Origin of the sequence: Pseudomonas sp. SAS7 (assembly GCF_052112345.1) — a bacterium.
Taxonomy (GTDB): Bacteria; Pseudomonadota; Gammaproteobacteria; order Pseudomonadales; family Pseudomonadaceae; genus Aquipseudomonas; species Aquipseudomonas putida_Q.
The window spans coordinates 105,991-120,674 of sequence record NZ_JBEGGO010000021.1; the positions used below are offsets into that span (position 1 = coordinate 105,991).

Genomic DNA, 14,684 nt, shown 5'->3' on the forward strand with positions numbered 1-14,684 from the left:
CCATGCACAACAATAACAATACCCTGCTTCTGCGTGCCGCCCTGATCTACGTCGCCGCCACGGCGCTGATCATCATCGGCGTACAACCTATCTTCATTGGCCTTTTGGCCGAACGGCTGCAGCTGGACCTGAGCCAGCAAGGCTGGGTACTGTCCAGTGAAATGAGCGGGACATTACTCGGTTCCCTGATACTACCGGTGCTGGGGCGCCGCCTGAGTGGTCGCGGGCTTTACCTGGCAGCTGCCATCGCTGCGCTGATGTTGAACGTGCTCAGCGCCGCACTGGACACTTTGACGACGCTCATTCTGTGCCGTTTTGCCTGTGGCATTGCGGCCGGTGTGCTGTATGCCGGGTCGATCAGCGGGCTTGGCCGGTTGCCGGGCCAAGATCGGTCGTACGGCTTGTCGCTGCTGATTCAAACCGCAGTTTTTGCCCTGTACGCCACCTGCATGCCGCAACTGGCAGAACAGTTCGGCAACCGCGCGGCGATTGCATCGCTGGGTTTCTGGTTCGTGCTGATTGGCGTGGCTGCACTGTTCATTCCGGCACAACTGCTGCGTGCAGCGCCGGTGCGCCTGGCGCAGGCAGGTGGCGGCTCGGCGCTGATCGGGCGCTACGCCTTGCTCGGGATGCTGTGCCTGCAACTGGCCATTTACTCGCTGTGGGGGTTTGTCGACCAGTTGGCGCGCGAGCGTGGTATCGACGCGGTGGATGTGGGCTGGGCCTTCGGGCTGGGGATACTGGGTGGTTTGCCTGGTGGTGCACTGCCCAGCCTGCTGGGCGCACGGGTGAGCCGTGGGCCGATGATCGGCCTGGGTTCGCTGGTGGTGCTGGTGTCAATCGGCATGCTCGCGCGCTACACGCATGACGCCGACCAGCTATGCATGGCGCTGTTCCTGATGAACTTCGGCTGGGTGTTGGCGCTGACCTACTACATGGGAGCGATTGCCACCAATGACCCACGTGGCACCTTGACGCCCTGGGTCAGCGCACTGCAGCTGGGCGCCGCGGCAGTAGCGCCGGCGTTCGTGGCGTTGCAGCAGCAGAGTGCCGGGCGGGAGATGATCTTTGCCAGTGCGGGGGCGGCGGTGGTGCTCGGGTTTGTGCTCAAGTGCGCAGCCGGAGTGGTTCAAAGGCGTGCAGCAGCGGCCTGAAATCAACCATTGCTGGTGGGCTGAAGGCTCCCACAGGGGACGGTTAAAATCTCGAGGTATGTGCCGGGCACTCGGGCGAACGGTACAATGGCGCCTATTCAATTCAGCCACGCAAAGGACCGCCCATGCTTTACGTCGTCATGCTCGGAGGCCGCCACCCCGGCGCCAAGATCGAAGTCCACGACGTGGTATTCGCCCAGGCCGACACCTTCGAACAGGCTTACCCGCAGCTGCGCCAGGCCTGGTTCGGTAGCGCGAAAGGCTTGCACATCGATTCGTGGCTGGAAGTGCACGGCGTGGACGGCCAACGGATCGAACTGCGCCCGGACGCCCCCGCCCGCGGCGCACTGCACCTGTACTTTATCAACCTCGGCGGTTACGAGCGCGATGTGTTCGGCGAGGCGCACCGCTACCTGCTGGTTGCCGCCCACAACAAGACCGAAGCCAAGGCCCTGGGCAAGCAGCGCATGCAGGCACACTGGCTGAAGCCGCACACCGACGCCTTGCTCGATGTCGACGACTGCCTGGCAATCGACCAGGTGGGCGGGCAGTTCGTGCACCTCGTCGAAGGGGCGCATGAGCCGGTGGTGGTGCGCAGCGACTACATCCTGATCTGACGTTGATACCTGCAGTTGGGGTATCTTCGACGCTTCACCGTACCGCCAGGGCCAGACCACCATGCGCATTGTCATACCCGACGACTACCAGGATGTGATCCGCACGCTCGACTGCTTCGGCAAGCTGAGCGGGCACGCGGTCAGCGTGCTTCATGAGCGCCAGCCGGCCACGCTGGAGCAACTTGCAGCACGCTTTGCCGATGCCGACGCACTGGTACTCACCCGCGAACGTACCCGCATTGACGCCGCTTTGCTCGACCGCCTGCCCAACCTCAAGCTGATCAGCCAGACCGGCAAGGTGTCCAGCCACCTGGACCTGGCTGCCTGCACGGCGCGCGGCATTGCCGTAACCGAGGGGCGCGGCTCGCCGGTGGCGCCTGCAGAACTTGCCTGGGCGCTGATCCTCAATGCCCGCCGGCAACTGGTGCCGGCCATCGATGCTTTCCGCCAAGGCCAATGGCAGGTCAACCTGGGCCAGGCGCTGGCCGGCCAGCTGCTGGGTATTTGGGGCTACGGCAAGATCGGCCAGCGTCTGGCGCGTTATGCCCAGGCGTTCGACATGCCCGTGTTGGTGTGGGGCAGCGACAGCAGCCGCGCCGCAGCACAAGCCGATGGCCATCGCGCTGCTGCCTCGCGTGAGGCATTTTTTGCCGAAGCGGATATTGTCAGCCTGAACCTGCGCCTGTCCGACCAGACACGCCACGGGGTGACCTTCGACGACCTGTCCAACATGAAGCCCGACGCCTTGCTGGTGAACGTCAGCCGCGCAGAACTGATTGCCCCGGGGGCATTGCTACAGGCACTGGATGCTGGGCGGCCGGGTTTCGCGGCGGTGGATGTGTACGAGGAGGAGCCGCTGCTCGACCCGGCCCATCCGCTGCTGCGCCACCCACGCGTACTCAGTACGCCGCACCTGGGGTACGTGGAAAAGAACGGCTACGAGCTGTACTTTGGCGACGCCTTCGAAAATGTGCTGGCGTTTTTCGAAGGAAAGCCAAAGAACGTTGCCAACCCTGAGGCCCTGGTGGCTCGACGCTGAGCCTGCGGGAGCAACTGTCTTGTTCAAAATGTCAGAGTTTGCGCGATCACTGTGGGAGCGGGCGTGCCCGCGAACACCGGCGAAGCCGGTGCCATCCACTGTACAGGATTCTTCGCGGGTGAACCTGCTTCCACAACGACCGCGCAGGCCTCAGGTTTGCCGTTAAGTTGCGTTCAACCGAACAGGTTCAGCCCCAGCGCAAACACAGCCACCGCCAGCGCCACCAGCGGCACTGCATTGCGCTCCAGATACACCGCCCAGCCCGTCCCGCACACCTGCTGCAATTGCAGCTCGCATTCACGCTGGCGCTCCACCAGGCTGGCCAACTGCGTCTCGACGCTATCAACGCGCTGAGCCTGGGTGCTGGTCGCCAGTGCAAGCCTCTTCAATGCCGTCGTCACCGTGGTAGACAACGCTTCCCGTGCCAGGTTGCTGGCGGCCAGCTGCTCCTGGTACTGCTCCAGGCTCTTGCGGATTGCCCCTTCCTTTTGCACGCGGGCCAAGGTACTTGCCACCAGCTTGCGGTTTTGCACCTCGGCACTGGCCTGCAGCGCGGCCATTTCGATTTCATGCTGGCCTTGCACACTTGCCAGGCGCTCCACCTCTTGCCTGCACAAGGCATGACCCTCGGCCAGCGCCAGCAGTTCGTCGAGCTGTTGCCTGAGTTCGCGCAACACCCTCAGGGGCCCCTGCAGGTCGCCATCCGGGGTCGCGGCGTCTGCGTTCAAACGTTCTACTTCGCCCGCCAACGCATCGTTTAGGCCACGCAGTACCTTGTGATCGGAAGCAGCGTCCAAACTGCCAAGGGCGGTCTCGATCACCCTGTCCACAATCGGCTTCGCGAGCGGGGTCAGAGTGCCGTGTTCGTATAGCTGGTTCATCAATTCCTGTCCGGATACAGCGGTAAGGGGCGGAAAGCTATCAAATTGGCATCACTGGATCCACTGATGAACGAGAGATTTGAGTGGTTGATCAGGTAACGGGGAGGTCTGCAATGCGTGGCCGCGTGCAGTACAGGCACCTGCCCTGCGGCCCCGTTACCTGCCGTTGCCCAAGCTTCAATCAAGGTTCAGCCAAGGCTTCAGTTCGGCCCGGTTCGCCAGCACCAGCTGCTGCGCTTCGGGCCTTCCATCATGCATGTTGGGGTTCACCCCGAAGCGCTTCACCACATACTTGACCAATGCCTGGGAGCTGCCCACCACCAACTGCCCGTCGGTCATGCCATAGTCCACCTCAATGATGGCCCGCTGCGCGGGTGCCAGGCGTTCATCCGGCTTGAAGATCAAGGAAGCGTCACATGGAAGCTATCGAAATCTCTCTGCTGGGCATCTGCGGCATCACCCTGCTGCTGGTGTGTCTGCAGCACGCTCGCCAAGGCGAGATGTGGGACCTGCTGCAAGGCGACCGCGAGCTGGAGCGCACCGCTCGCATCCATAAGCAGGAAAACCGCGAGCTGCACTCTGCGCTGCGCGCCGAGCGCGAGCATGTCAGCCAATTGCAGCGCCAGGTTCAGGTGCTGCTCGGCGTGCTACCGGAGGCCTGAGGGCTTTCGTCATCGCGCAGGCGTACACTTGCCATCAGCACAGGCTCAGGAGTTGCTCAATGCCCTACCCCATCGAACAGAAACTGGTCATTGGCGTTGCCTCGAGTGCGCTGTTCGACCTTACCGTCTCGGACGACATCTACAAGACCCAGGGTGTCGAGGCGTACCGCCATCACCAGCAGCAGAACCTGGACGAGCCATTCCCCAAAGGCGTGGCGTTCCCGTTCATTCGCCGCTTCCTGAGCATCAACCAGGCCTTCCCCGAGCAACTGCCGGTAGAAGTGGTGCTGCTCTCGCGCAACTCCCCTGAAACCGGCCTGCGGGTGTTTCGTTCGATCAACCATTATCAGTTGGACATCACCCGCGCGGCGTTCATGTCGGGTCGCTCGCCCTATGAGTACATCCCGGCATTCAATGCCTCGCTGTTCCTCAGTGCCAATGAGGAAGACGTGCAGAAAGCCATCGACGCCAACTACCCGGCCGGGCGGGTGCTGCCGACGCGCATTTACGATGACGAGATCGACACCGAATTGCGCGTCGCCTTCGACTTCGATGGCGTGATTGCCGACGACGAGGCGGAGAGCGTGTACAAGCGCAATGACAACCTGGACGACTTTCAGGAACACGAGCGCGTACACAAGGGCATACCGCATTCGCCAGGGCCGTTGGCGGACCTGTACCGCAAGCTTTCGCTGATACGCATGTTGGAGGACCGCAAGCTGGCCGAGAACCCGGACTACAAGCGGATCTTGCGGATTGCCATTGTCACGGCGCGCAATGCGCCTTCACATGAGCGGGTGGTAACGACGTTGAAGGACTGGGGGGTATCGCCGGACGAGTGCTTCTTTCTCGGCGGCATGGAGAAGCCCAGGGTGCTGTCGATCCTGAAGCCGCATGTATTCTTTGACGACCAGCGCAGCCACTTGCAGTCGCCGGCGGGGGATTTGCCGATGGTGCACGTGCCGTTCGGGGTGGCGAACAGGGGGCGGTCGACTCAGGCGCCAAACGTTGAGCCGGATCAACTGCCTGCCTGCGCGTCACCAGCAATGCCATGAACCACCCAGCCTGATCGCGCATTGGGGCCGCTTGGCGGCCCGCTGCTGTCAACGGATCAACATCAGGCTGTACCCGCGGCCGGTGCCAGACGCTGCAGCTTCTTCGCTCAGCTCACCCAGCCGGACTGGCGAATGACACTACAGAAATTCCCGGGCCGGAATGCCGGCTCCTTGTCCGCGATCACATCCGCCTTCACATTGCCAAACGTGGTCTGCGGCTTGTGCCGGACACCCTCGTAGAACGCCTGGATGATCGCCTCCTTGAAATGCGCCCCGCGCGGGTGCGCCTGCACCACCGCATCCCGCTCGGCAATTGCCAACCCCTCGTGATGCAAGCCCAGCACATCAGTCTCGACCCCTGCCGTTACCAGGGCGATCAAGGGGTGCATATGCTCTGGAATGCCCGGCGTGGTATGCAGCGCGATCGCCGTCCATACCCGCTCCACATCGCGCTCGTCCACGCCATGACGCGTGAGGAAATCACGCGCCACGTTGGCCCCATCGACCTCGAACCGGCAGCAGTCGCTGCTGTGCTGATGGGTCAGCCCCATGTCATGGAACATGCAGCCCGCATAAAGCAATTCGCTGTCGTAGCGCAGCCCCAAGCGCCGCCCGGCAAGGGCGGCAAAGTAAAACACCCTGCTGGAGTGATGGAATAACAGGGGTGACGCGGTGTCACGGACAAGCTCGGTGATTTCCCGAGCCATGGCGCTTTCGGGCACCTGGATACCGGCAATGGATGAGGACATGGTTGCTCCTGGGTGGGTTGATGACGACATCAGTCTGCGGTTGCCTGCCGCTGTCCTCAATTGACTTGTTACGCCAGATACTGCCATTGTCGGTGCCTTACGGACTTGCAGCCAATTAGCGGAGCGACTGTGCTATCAGCCCCCATCACCATCGCCATCCTCGCCATGCCCGGCGTGCAACTGCTGGATGCCTGCGGCCCCCTCGATGTGTTCGCCGAGGCCAACCGCCAGGCCGGTCGTGACGCCTATCGTCTACTGCTGCTGGCTTGCGAGCCGGGGCCGCTGGTGAGTTCCTCCGGCACAAGACTGGTCGCCGACGGCTGGATCGGGGAAGCCGTGGAAACCATCGACACCCTGCTGGTCGCAGGCACGCCACATGCCGCTGAGCAATACCTGCGCCCCGGTATTCTTGACTGGCTGCAGGTGCACGCAGGCATTTGCCGCCGTTATGGCTCGGTGTGCACCGGGGCATTTGCCCTGGCGGCCGCAGGGCTGCTGGATGGCCGGCGTGTGACCACCCACTGGGCCGTGGCGCAGCCGCTGGCCGAGCGTTATCCGGGGGTGCAGGTGGATGCCGATGCCATTCAGGTGCATGACGGCAAGCTGCGTACCGCTGCCGGGGTGACGGCTGGGCTGGACCTGGCACTGGCTTTGGTGGAAGAGGACCTGGGGCGGGACATTGCCAAGCAGGTCGCCGGGCAGTTGGTGATGTATTTCAAGCGACCTGGTGGGCAGTTGCAGTTCAGCCGCCAGGGCGGGACGTCACCGGTTGGGCGCTCTGCGTTGCAAAGTTTGCAGCGCTATGTGGCGGCCAACCCGGCGCTGGACCATGGGGTCGCCAGCCTGGCTGCGCGCGTGGGTCTCAGCCCCAGGCATTTTGCGCGGGTATTTCAGAGTGACGTGGGCATGACGCCGGCGGCGTGGGTGGAGCTGGCGCGAGTGAACGCTGCGCGGACGCGGCTTGAGGCTGGGCGGGAAGCACCCAAGCAGGTGGCGGCACTGTGCGGGTTTGCCAATGCCGATACATTGCGGCGGGCGTTTGTGAAGCATGTGGGGGTGACGCCGGCGGAGTATCGCAAGCGCAATGGATGCGTGACGCAGCAACCATGAGATGCATGTTTTCGATTTTATAAATACGCTTTAATTATTTTCGAGAATATTAGCTTAGGTTAAAAAAGTATTTAAAAACGTTTTTTCATAGAGATATGTTCTCACCAGACCGACCCCTGACTGGCGGAGGCAAAGGAACCTAATACCTCCTTCAGCCTCAGGTCACCTCACCCGGCTCCGGTATCCAGGTATCCGAAATCCCACTCGATGCTGGTTATCTGGAAGCTGCAGCATGAAGCCTTTGCCCTACCCTGTACGCCCTCACCTGTCCGCAGCCGTTGCATTTGCCCTCTTCACGCCCACGGCCTTCGCCGAGCCTGCCCAAACGCCAGGCGACAAGCTGCCAACCGTCACTGTCACGGCGGAGCACCGTGAAGAGAACCTGCAGAAAACCCCGCTGGCGATCAGCGCCTTCGATGAACGCACCCTGCAGGATGCGCAGATCAACAACGTGCGGGACCTGTCCGGTCGGGTGCCCAACCTGACGCTGAACCGCCAGTCCATTTCCTACAGCGCACAAACCTACGGCATACGCGGTATTGGCGAGACCGACCCGATCCAGGAAGCGGCCGTTGCGGTATACGCCGATGATTTGTACATCCCGCGGGCGATTTCTTCGATGCTGGACTTCAACGACGTGGAGCGCGTTGAAGTGCTGCGCGGCCCACAAGGCACCCTGTACGGGCGCAACAGTGCAGCCGGCGCGATACGGGTAATCACCCGCGACCCGACCCAGCAGGCCCGCGCCTTCGTCGAACTGGGTGCCGGCAACTACAACGCACAGAACGGCCGCCTGCTGGTCAGTGGGCCGCTGGTGGACAACACCCTGTTCGGCAGCTTTTCGGCCATACGCCTGACCCGCGACGGCACCGTGTACAACCGCACCCGCCACAAGGACGTCAACAACATCGACATCCAGTCTTATCGCGGCAAGCTGCGCCTGGCCCCGCAGGATTCGCCCTGGGATGTGCAACTGACCCTGGCGGGCACCTTCGACCGCGGCGATACCACCAGCTATACCCCCTTCAACCCGGCCAACGGCCATTTCGACAAGTTCAAGACCTACAGCAGCCTCGACCCGAAGAACAAGCTGGACCAGGGCAGTGCGGTGCTGCGCGCGATCTACAGCATCGATGACCACCTGAACTTCAAGTCGGTCACGGCCTGGTCCGAGTTCGACCAGCCGGTGGACTACGACAACTCCGGCCAGGCCAACAGCGGCACTGCGTCGCCGATCCAGAACAACCTGATCACCTACAAGCAGCGCTACGCCACCCAGGAATTCCAGCTCAACGGCGAATACGACAGGTTCAGCTACACCCTCGGTGTGTACCTGTACAAGGAACGCTTCCGCGCCGAGCGCGACAGCCTGACCTTTTCGGTGGCGCAAAACCGGGTCAATGCCAGCGGCCAATACAGCACTACCGATACCGAAAGCTACGCGTTGTACGGCCAGAGCAATTACAAGCTCACCCCTCGCCTGTCGCTGACCACCGGCCTGCGCTTCACCCACGAGCACAAGAATTTCGATTACACCAACTACGCCATCACCACCGACCGGGTAATCACCGGCACCAACTTCGCTGCCGAAACCAGCGATTCCTGGGCATCGCTCAGCCCCAAGATCGGCCTGGAGTACGCCTGGAGCGACAACCTGGTGCAGTACGGCTATGTGGCCCGGGGCTTCAAGGCTGGCGGCTTCGACAACCGCGCGCCAACCCGCGCCGCTGCCGAGCAGGGCTTTGATCCGGAAAACGTCACCACCTATGAGGTGGGCTTGAAAGGCGACTTTGCCGATGGCCGCCTGCGCAGCAACATCGCCTTGTTCTACAACGACTACGACGACCTGCAGACCAATGCCTGGGACCCGGCCATCAGCGCCAACCTGCGCACCAACGTCGGCAGTGCCCACACCTACGGCGTGGAGCTGGAAAATACCGTGCTGCTGGCGCGCGACCTGCGCCTGACCGCCAACCTGGGCTATCTGAAAAGCCAGTACGACGACTTCCAGAATGCCAGTGGCCCAGGCGTGAGTGCCGACGGCAAGGAAATGATCTTTGCACCGGAATGGAACGCCAGCCTTGGCCTGAACTGGACGGTGCCCGTCAACCTGCCGGGTGAGCTGGTGGCCAACACCGACTACCAGTACCAGACCCGCTCCTACGCCAACCCGCTGAACGCCGATATCTACGAAGTACCTGCCCAGGGCTTCTGGAATGCCAGCACCAGCTATGCCAGCGCGGACGGCCACTGGACCACCACCTTGTCGGTCAAGAACCTGCTCGACCGCGCCTACCCGCAAAGCATTGCCTACTCGGCCGCCAGCCGCACCGCCTACTACTCGGTGAACGACCCACGCACCGTGCTGCTGAGCGTGCGCTACGAACTGTAGCGCCGCGCTGAACGGACTCACTTTTCACTTGCAAGGAGAACACACCATGGGCTTGACCCGTAGAGACCTTATTGCCCACCTGATGGCCGCTGGCAGCTACGGCGCCGCGCTTGGCAGCCTGTCCGCCCTGGGCCTGTTGCCCACTGCGGCCACGGCCAGCACCTTCCAGCCGCTGGGCCTGCCGACCACGTCCGGCAACGGCAAGCGCGTGCTGGTGGTGGGGGCTGGCATCAGTGGCCTGGTGGCAGCCTATGAACTTGGCAAAGCCGGTTTCGAGGTGCGCGTGCTGGAAGCCCGCGAGCGAATCGGCGGGCGCGCCTGGACGCTGCGCAACGGCGACGAGGTACTGCACAATGACGGCAGCCGCCAGCAGGTGCGTTTCGACAACGGCCACTACTTCAATGCAGGCCCCGCACGCCTGCCCAGCCACCACCTGACCATCCTCGGTTACTGCCGCGAGCTGGGCGTGCCACTGGAAGTGCTGGTCAACAGCAGCCGCAACGCCCTCGCCCAACCGGACCTTGCGCAGCCACCGTTGCTGCTGCGCCAGGCGGTGAATGACACCCGTGGGCACCTCAGCGAACTGCTGTCGCGCAGCATCAGCGGCAAAGCCCTGGACAAGGAACTGGACACCGGCGACCAGAAAGCCCTGCTGGACTTTCTAAAGGTATACGGCGACCTCGACGAGCAGCGCCATTACAAGGGCTCGGTCCGCGCTGGCTATACCCGCTTCGCCGGGGCGGGCGACCAGACCCCGATCCAGCGCCAGCCCGTGGCACTCAGGCAACTGCTAAACCCTAACCTGATGCTGCCGCTGGTGTTTGACGAGATCCCGGAGTTTTCCGCCACCATGTTCCAGCCGGTCGGCGGCATGGACCAGATTGCCAAAGCCCTGTACGCCAAGGTGCAGGACAAGGTGCAACTGCACGCCGAAGTGCAGGCAATCCGCACCGGCGACAACCTTAGCCAGGTTACCTGGCGTGACCGGCGCAGCGGCAAGACCCAGGTGGAAACCGCCGACTACGCCATCGTCACCATCCCCCTGCCACTGCTGGCCCGGGTTGACCACAATTTTGGCAAGACCACCCAGGCGGCCATCGCCCAGGCCAAGCCGGACCTGGCCAACAAGGTGGCGTGGCAGGCACCGCGCTTCTGGGAAAGCGAGTTCCAGATCTATGGCGGGCTCTCCTACATCAACCACGAAGCGCGGCTGCTGTGGTACCCCAGCGACCACCTGAACAGTGCCCAAGGCATCCTGGTGGGCACCTACAACACCGGCGAAGTGGCGCGCACATTTGCCACGCGTTCGACAGAGCAGCAACTGGCGTCGTCGCGCCAGGCCGTGGAGTCGCTGCACCCGGGCCATGCCGGCAAGTTGCAGCGCGGGGTGGCGGTGAACTGGTCCAAGGTGCCGTTCAGCGAAAGCCCGTGGATTGTCCATGACGTGCTGGCCGAACCCGGCTACTCGCACCTCAACCAGCCCCAGGGCCGCACCTGGCTGGCCAGCGATGCACTGGCCCATGGCGGGGTGGGCATCTGGCAGAACAGCGCTGCGGACTCGGCACGCCATGTGGTCGGGCAGATCGCCCGGCACGCCCTGCAACAGCAACGCGGCGTCGCCGCCTGAACAAGGAAGCCTTCTGATGAACACAACTGCCCTGCTGCTTGGAGCCTTCATGTCACTGTCCGCACTTACCGCCCAGGCCGACACCATCAAGCGTGTCGACCCGCCAGGCTCGAAGTTCCCCATTTCGCAACTGGTCACCGTACCCGCCGGTACCTCGCTGACCTTCGTCAGCGGCACCTTGCCCGACGTTGCCGACCCCAACGCACCACCACAGACCATTGCCGCCTATGGCAACACCGAAACCCAGGCCCGCTCGGTACTGAAAAAGATCCAGGCAGCCCTGCAAAGCCAGGGCCTGGGCCTGGGTGACGTGGTACAGCTGAGGGTGTTTCTGGTAGGCGACCCGGCCACCGAAGGCAAGCTGGACTTTGCCGGGCTGCAGGCCGCCTACACCGAGTTTTTCGCCACTGCCGAGCAACCGAAAAAACCAACCCGCACCGCCTTGCAAGTGGTTGCCCTGCCCCTGCCGGGCGCCCTGGTCGAGATCGAAGCGGTCGCTGCAAAAGCGCCCTGATACGCCGCTAACCCACCCCCTTGTTGCTTGCCTGCCGGGGCCACCCGGCGGGCGGCCCCTGTGCACCCGCTGTTCGACAGCGCTCATGGAGAGCGAACATGCTTCACGCCTTGAAACTGCCCAGCCCGCGCCTGCAACCCGCACTGCTGACCATGGCCCTTGGTACCACCGGCCTGGCCGCGCCTGACGCATTTGCCGAAAGCGCTACCCAGGCCACGGTCCCGTCACAGCTCGGCACCGTGATCGTCACCGGCAACCGTGGCTCGGAAAAACGCACGGTCACCACCAGCCCGGTGCCGATCGATGTGATCAGCGCCAAGCAATTGCAGCAAACCGGCAAACCCGGCCTGATGGAAGCCCTCAGCGCCAGCGTACCGTCCTTCACCCTGCCGGAAAAAACCGGCTGGGACGCCAGCGGCATGGCCCGTGCGCCCAGCCTGCGCGGGCTGAATGCAGCCCAGGTGCTGGTACTGGTGAACGGCAAGCGCCGCCATACCAGCGCCACCCTTAACATCAGCGGCATCCATGCGGGCGCAGCGCCCACCGACCTTGACCTGATCCCCATCAGCCTCATCGACCACGTCGAGGTGCTGCGCGATGGCGCAGCCGCCCAGTACGGCTCCGACGCCATTGCCGGGGTAATCAACGTGATCCTCAAAGCCGACGCTTCCGGTACCTCGGTGACCAATGCAGGCCAGGGTTACGACGGCAAGAAGCAGACCGTGCAGCAAGGCTTGAACAAGGGCTTCGAGATCGGTGACAGCGGCATCGTGCAGCTGGCCCTGGATGCACGCAGCCAGAACGACGACAACAAGGCCAGCGCCAACGGCTACAGCTATGCCGAAGCCTTCGACAAGGCCGGCAAGTCGACCTACGGCGGCTACGGCACGCCGAAGATCAACCTGCTGACCCTAGGCTACAACGCAGAACTGCCGCTAAGCGACGATCTGACCCTGTACTCCTTCACCACCTATTCGCACCGCAAGGCCGAGCAGGGCCAGAACTTCCGCCTGCCGACCATCACCAACACCATCACCACCGGCCCCAACGGCTACCCCGGTGGCTACACGCCCACCTGGTACATCGAGGAAGATGATGTGCAGGGCGCCTTCGGCGCCAAGGGCAATGCCGGCGAGTGGGCCTGGGACCTGTCCAGCACCTACGGGCGCAACGAGGCGCTGCAGGGCACCACGCACAACCAGAACGCCTCGCTGGGCGAGGCCACGCCCAACCATTTCGAATCGGGCACCTGGATTGCCACACAGCTGACCAGCAACCTGGACCTGCAACGCAGCTTCGACATCGGCCTGGACAAGCCACTCGACCTGTCCTGGGGCCTGGAACACCGCCGTGATACCTATCAGGTGCGCGATGGCGACTGGGCCTCGTGGGCCAACGGCGGCTACTGCCGTGCGCCCGGCGACTGCGCCGCCTCCGGTGCACAGGTCACCAACGGCATCTCGCCGGACGAAGCCACCAGCACCAGCCGCAACAGCGTGGCCAGCTACATCGACGTCGGCTTCAACCCGCTGCCGCAGTGGTACCTGGGCAGCGCATTGCGCTACGAACACTACAACCGCGCAGTGGGCGCCACCCGCAGCGGCAAGCTGACCACCCGCTACGAGTTCACCCCCGAGCTGGCCGTGCGCGCCACGGTCAGCAACGGCTTTCGTGCACCGTCGCTGGCCAACAGCCTGTTCAGCGCCCGCTCGACTACCTACGGCGTGGTCAATGGTGTGTACCAATCGATCAACTATGGCGTACTGCCGGTGGACTCGGCGGCAGCCAAGGCATTGGGCGCCACCGCACTCAAGCCCGAGCGTTCGACCAACTACAGCCTGGGCCTGACCTACCAGCCTGCCCCGCAGCTGTCGTTTACCGCGGATGCCTACGTGATCAACGTGCGCGACCGCATCACCCTCACCGGCACCCTGTTGGGCGACGAAGTGACACAGGCGCTGCTGGACAACGGTATCGACTCCACCTCAGGCGGGCGCTACTTCACCAACGGCGCAAACACCCGCACCAAGGGCCTGGACCTGGTCGGCAATTTCGACCAGAACCTGGGTAACTGGGGGCAACTGAAATGGACAGCCGCCTTCAACTGGAACCAGACGCAGATCCTGAGCTACAAGGAGAACGTCACTATCCAGGGCACGGACTACAGCCTGATGGACCGCCAGGCGCGCAACTTTTTGACTGAGGTGCAGCCGCACACCAAATTGATTCTGGGCGCCAACTGGCAACGCGAGCGCTGGACCAGCAACCTGACCCTGACCCGCTATGGATCGTGGCGTGAAGTGAACTCGGCGACCGATCGCAGCCTGGACCGGGAGTACAAGGCGCGCTGGATTACCGATATCGACGTGGGGTACCAACTGACCAAAGACCTCAACCTGGCCGTGGGGGCGCAGAACCTGTTTGATGTCTACCCGGAACGGCAGAACCCCAGCAGCAAGACCATGACCAAGGGCTATGGGGCTTATTCGCCTTATGGTTTTACCGGGGGTTACTACTTCACCCGGCTGACGTACAACTTCTGATATGCACCGTTTACAGACTGGGGCTGCTGCGCAGCCCATCGCGACACAAGGCTGCTCCTACAAGGAAATGGCACGCCTGAGCGATTGGGCCATTGCCGGCAAAATTGCCATGGGGGATACCCGCACCGGTGAGCAGACCATCCTCGATTACCTGATCCAGCCACTGAACCGGGCCAAGGAGGCACTGGTTTCAAGCCATGCAAAGTACCTCTAGGAGCAGCCTTGTGCTGCGAAGAGGCCATAGCTGGCGAAGATGATCTTTTGCCTTGCCGGCCTCTTCGCAGCACAAGGCTGCTCCTACAAGGAAATGGCAAGCCTGAGCGATTGAGCCATTGCCGGCA

General features: G+C 63.0%; 14 protein-coding genes. 11 read left to right on the forward strand and 3 right to left on the reverse strand.

Features of this window, described 5'->3' with window-relative positions; translation table 11 throughout:
* The first annotated feature begins 2 nt into the window (after positions 1–2).
* The 3 genes from ABI582_RS26340 (at position 3) to ABI582_RS26350 (ending at position 2,810) form a co-directional block, all read left to right on the forward strand.
* Positions 3–1,154 (forward strand): MFS transporter, encoded by a 1,152-nt coding sequence (locus tag ABI582_RS26340; protein WP_442120730.1) that lies wholly within the window; start codon positions 3–5, stop codon positions 1,152–1,154.
* A 125-nt stretch (positions 1,155–1,279) separates the two neighbouring features.
* Entirely contained in the window at positions 1,280–1,771 is a 492-nt protein-coding gene (locus ABI582_RS26345) for a DUF1543 domain-containing protein (protein ID WP_063426858.1), read from the forward strand.
* 61 nt (positions 1,772–1,832) lie between these two features.
* On the forward strand, positions 1,833–2,810 hold the full coding sequence (locus ABI582_RS26350) for a D-2-hydroxyacid dehydrogenase family protein (protein ID WP_442120731.1): 978 nt from the start codon (positions 1,833–1,835) through the stop codon (positions 2,808–2,810).
* Positions 2,811–2,983: 173 nt separating this feature from the next.
* On the opposite strand, the gene ABI582_RS26355 is transcribed toward ABI582_RS26350, so the two are convergent.
* Complete coding sequence (locus ABI582_RS26355) at positions 2,984–3,370, reverse strand: hypothetical protein (RefSeq protein WP_309475521.1); 387 nt, start codon at positions 3,368–3,370, stop codon at positions 2,984–2,986.
* A 498-nt stretch (positions 3,371–3,868) separates the two neighbouring features.
* Positions 3,869–4,096 (reverse strand): hypothetical protein, encoded by a 228-nt coding sequence (locus ABI582_RS26360; RefSeq protein WP_442120732.1) that lies wholly within the window; start codon positions 4,094–4,096, stop codon positions 3,869–3,871.
* Positions 4,097–4,107: 11 nt separating this feature from the next.
* Between ABI582_RS26360 and ABI582_RS26365 the strand changes: the two genes are divergently transcribed.
* A complete protein-coding gene (locus ABI582_RS26365; RefSeq protein WP_338744434.1) occupies positions 4,108–4,353 on the forward strand; it encodes a hypothetical protein in 246 nt (81 codons plus the stop codon).
* A gap of 59 nt (positions 4,354–4,412) precedes the next feature.
* Positions 4,413–5,408, forward strand: coding sequence for a 5'-nucleotidase (locus ABI582_RS26370; protein ID WP_338744435.1), 996 nt, complete (start codon positions 4,413–4,415; stop codon positions 5,406–5,408).
* Positions 5,409–5,515: 107 nt separating this feature from the next.
* On the opposite strand, the gene ABI582_RS26375 is transcribed toward ABI582_RS26370, so the two are convergent.
* Complete coding sequence (locus ABI582_RS26375; RefSeq protein ID WP_338744436.1) at positions 5,516–6,157, reverse strand: HD domain-containing protein; 642 nt, start codon at positions 6,155–6,157, stop codon at positions 5,516–5,518.
* A 129-nt stretch (positions 6,158–6,286) separates the two neighbouring features.
* Here ABI582_RS26375 and ABI582_RS26380 point away from each other — a divergent pair, with 129 nt between their 5' ends.
* The 6 genes from ABI582_RS26380 (at position 6,287) to ABI582_RS26405 (ending at position 14,557) form a co-directional block, all read left to right on the forward strand.
* Positions 6,287–7,267 (forward strand): GlxA family transcriptional regulator, encoded by a 981-nt coding sequence (locus tag ABI582_RS26380; protein ID WP_338744437.1) that lies wholly within the window; start codon positions 6,287–6,289, stop codon positions 7,265–7,267.
* Positions 7,268–7,499: 232 nt separating this feature from the next.
* Complete coding sequence (locus ABI582_RS26385) at positions 7,500–9,659, forward strand: TonB-dependent receptor (RefSeq protein WP_442120733.1); 2,160 nt, start codon at positions 7,500–7,502, stop codon at positions 9,657–9,659.
* Positions 9,660–9,705: 46 nt separating this feature from the next.
* Positions 9,706–11,286, forward strand: a complete 1,581-nt coding sequence (locus tag ABI582_RS26390) for a flavin monoamine oxidase family protein (RefSeq protein ID WP_442120734.1) — start codon at positions 9,706–9,708, stop codon at positions 11,284–11,286.
* 16 nt (positions 11,287–11,302) lie between these two features.
* Entirely contained in the window at positions 11,303–11,800 is a 498-nt protein-coding gene (locus tag ABI582_RS26395; protein WP_019473958.1) for a RidA family protein, read from the forward strand.
* Between the two features lie 98 nt (positions 11,801–11,898).
* A complete protein-coding gene (locus ABI582_RS26400; RefSeq protein WP_442120735.1) occupies positions 11,899–14,343 on the forward strand; it encodes a TonB-dependent receptor plug domain-containing protein in 2,445 nt (814 codons plus the stop codon).
* 67 nt (positions 14,344–14,410) lie between these two features.
* Entirely contained in the window at positions 14,411–14,557 is a 147-nt protein-coding gene (locus ABI582_RS26405; protein WP_442120736.1) for a hypothetical protein, read from the forward strand.
* Positions 14,558–14,684: the final 127 nt, after the last annotated feature.

What these genes read in the sequence shown, in the direction of transcription:
- ABI582_RS26340 (WP_442120730.1), top strand. Translation starts at nt 3, where the DNA reads ATGCACAACAATAACAATACCCTGCTTCTGCGTGCCGCCCTGATCTAC.
- ABI582_RS26345 (WP_063426858.1), top strand. Translation starts at nt 1,280, where the DNA reads ATGCTTTACGTCGTCATGCTCGGAGGCCGCCACCCCGGCGCCAAGATC.
- ABI582_RS26350 (WP_442120731.1), top strand. Translation starts at nt 1,833, where the DNA reads ATGCGCATTGTCATACCCGACGACTACCAGGATGTGATCCGCACGCTC.
- ABI582_RS26355 (WP_309475521.1), bottom strand. Translation starts at nt 3,370, where the DNA reads ATGGCCGCGCTGCAGGCCAGTGCCGAGGTGCAAAACCGCAAGCTGGTG.
- ABI582_RS26365 (WP_338744434.1), top strand. Translation starts at nt 4,108, where the DNA reads ATGGAAGCTATCGAAATCTCTCTGCTGGGCATCTGCGGCATCACCCTG.
- ABI582_RS26370 (WP_338744435.1), top strand. Translation starts at nt 4,413, where the DNA reads ATGCCCTACCCCATCGAACAGAAACTGGTCATTGGCGTTGCCTCGAGT.
- ABI582_RS26375 (WP_338744436.1), bottom strand. Translation starts at nt 6,157, where the DNA reads ATGTCCTCATCCATTGCCGGTATCCAGGTGCCCGAAAGCGCCATGGCT.
- ABI582_RS26385 (WP_442120733.1), top strand. Translation starts at nt 7,500, where the DNA reads ATGAAGCCTTTGCCCTACCCTGTACGCCCTCACCTGTCCGCAGCCGTT.
- ABI582_RS26390 (WP_442120734.1), top strand. Translation starts at nt 9,706, where the DNA reads ATGGGCTTGACCCGTAGAGACCTTATTGCCCACCTGATGGCCGCTGGC.
- ABI582_RS26395 (WP_019473958.1), top strand. Translation starts at nt 11,303, where the DNA reads ATGAACACAACTGCCCTGCTGCTTGGAGCCTTCATGTCACTGTCCGCA.
- ABI582_RS26400 (WP_442120735.1), top strand. Translation starts at nt 11,899, where the DNA reads ATGCTTCACGCCTTGAAACTGCCCAGCCCGCGCCTGCAACCCGCACTG.
- ABI582_RS26405 (WP_442120736.1), top strand. Translation starts at nt 14,411, where the DNA reads ATGGCACGCCTGAGCGATTGGGCCATTGCCGGCAAAATTGCCATGGGG.